At 31.6% G+C, this 2,315-nt stretch carries 2 protein-coding genes; both read right to left on the bottom strand.

Annotated features, from left to right (window positions below):
• Nucleotides 1-71 precede the first annotated feature (71 nt).
• Nucleotides 72-629: an adenylate kinase gene (locus tag ACKI67_RS09540; protein WP_407463298.1), complete on the bottom strand. Its 558-nt coding sequence runs from the start codon at nt 627-629 to the stop codon at nt 72-74.
• 148 nt (nt 630-777) lie between these two features.
• On the bottom strand, nt 778-2,148 hold the full coding sequence (secY, locus tag ACKI67_RS09535; protein ID WP_407463297.1) for a preprotein translocase subunit SecY: 1,371 nt from the start codon (nt 2,146-2,148) through the stop codon (nt 778-780).
• Between the last annotated feature and the right edge of the window lie 167 nt (nt 2,149-2,315).

The following is a 2,315-nucleotide window of genomic DNA, read 5'->3' as shown; positions in this document are numbered from 1 at the left end:
TTAAAATAATTTAAAATAATTAGAAAAAAATCTAATTATTTAAATTAAAAATTCTGATTCTAAATCAGAAATTATTTTAATACCTCTACCATCTTTTTGACAGTTGAAGGTAAATGATTGTCATGATTAGAAATAATTTTTACAGTAGCTCCAGTTAAAGTAGCATAAGCCATTGCTGCAGCTCTGTTCATTTCTTGATGTAACTGAATGTCTTTTGCTTTTTCAGCATCTCTTTGTCTTGTTTCATCACCTAATCTTCTTACGATGACTTCATCAGGATATGCTTCAACCAAGATAAAGATATCAGGGTTTAAACCTTCCAATACCCATTTAGGAAGTCCTGGCAAGAAACCTTTAGGTGTGCTGATAGTACAATGAGTGTCTACAATAACATTTGTGGTTTCAGATTTTTCACTGATTCTGATACCTGCTTCCTTTTGAATCTCTTTTTGAGTTTCAGCAGGTAACTTTCTTAACTCATCCCTATTTTCAACAAGACCTTTTTCTACAGCGATTTCAGTCATGATATCCCCATAGTTTAAATGAAGATAATCGACTTCTTCTAATGCCTTATTAAGTACAGTTGTACTTCCAGAACCTGGAATACCAGTAATAACTACCAATTTCATTTAAATCCTCTCATTAAACATAATTTTTTAAAATTTAATTAACTAATAATAATCACAAAGAATTAAAACAATGCTAAAAAATAAAAGGAAATAAAGGAAATAAAGGAAATGAAATTATTTCCAAATACTCTTCTAAATGGAAAGAAGATTAATTATTTCCAAATACTTTTCTTAACATTGGGTGCATTTCCATAAGTTGCTCTTGTGCAATCTCTTCATAGAGTTTGTATACAATACCTACAGTAAGCAATACACCAGTACCTCCACCGAGAGCACCAGTCAAGTCAGCAATAAATGCCAATATACCTACAAACAAACCACCGAGGATTGTAAGAGCTGGAATATACTTTTTCATAATCATATAAAGTTGTCTTTTACTACTTCTGAAACCAGGAATTTGTATACCTGAATTATAAAGTTGTTTAGAAACCTCTTTTGCATTTAATGATCCACTGATTTCTACCCATAACCATGAGAAAAGCACACAACAAGCCAAGAAGAAAATACCATAGAAGAGAACTCTTAATGGATTGGTAAACAATACACTTAAACTGTTAGGGGTTGTTAACCATAATGCAAGACCACTGATAGGTCTTCCACCGGAAACTTCACCTAAAATAGGGAAACCAAGTTTTTGGAATACACTAGCGAAAAGTGAAACGTTTACAAGAAGTGCACTGGTTAAAATAACCGGCATGTTACTTGCGTAAATGAATTTTAATGGGTATTTACCTACAGATCCTCTAATTCTACCGTGGCCTCTTACTTGACCATGGGAAATAGGAATCTCAATTCTCATACTTTCACCATATACTGCCATCAAGAATACAATGATGGTTGCAATCAATGGAATCAATATAGGGAAGTTAGGAACTCCACCGATAATGGATTGTATAAATGCAGGAAGGATACCTGAAGCAGTTGTAGATGCTGCGGAAGCTGGCAAGAAATTGAATGTACCAGTAATGATAGTTTGTGCTACACCAGCAGCAATGAATAATCCTACACCACTACCGAATCCCCATTTGGATACAACTTCATCAAGGTATAAAATTAAAATTGCCCCAATAACCAATTGGAGAATCATTATTCCATAATAAGAAGTATCAATAGGTACTAAACTTCCAGTAAGTACTAAAACTCCTGCTTCGAATATTGTGAATAAAATAGCTAATAATTTTTGAGTACTTTGAAACATAGCTTTATGTTCATGTTGAGATAAGTCTAAATTTAATATTTTTGCACCAACTAAAAGTTGCAATACAATAGATGCTGTTACAATAGGACCAATACCTAAAGTAAGAATTGACCCAAAACTACCTGCCATAACAGCTCTTAATTGGGCAAATTGATCAACTGCAGCTGGACTCAAACCATATAATGGAATTTGAGTTAAAAAATAATATAAAACTAAAACAACAGCGGTCCATTTAAGCTTTTCCTTAAAGTCTTGCCTATGAATAGGAGTCTTGACCTCCGGAAGCAACTTAAATATCGGCTTAAAATTCTCTAAAATCATTTTTTCCCCGTTAATTATTATCTATTAATTCAAATTAGATTTAAATTATTAATAATCATAATATTTTGGTATGATAATTAAATATGATTAATTTAATATCTTAACTTTGAATTTTCTATTCTTAAATATTTTAATTAAATTTTTATAAAAATCCAAAATATTAGAAA

It is taken from the genome of Methanobrevibacter sp. (assembly GCF_045577275.1).
Classification (GTDB): Archaea; Methanobacteriota; Methanobacteria; order Methanobacteriales; family Methanobacteriaceae; genus Methanobrevibacter.
This window is presented reverse-complemented; position numbering and strand designations above follow the sequence as displayed.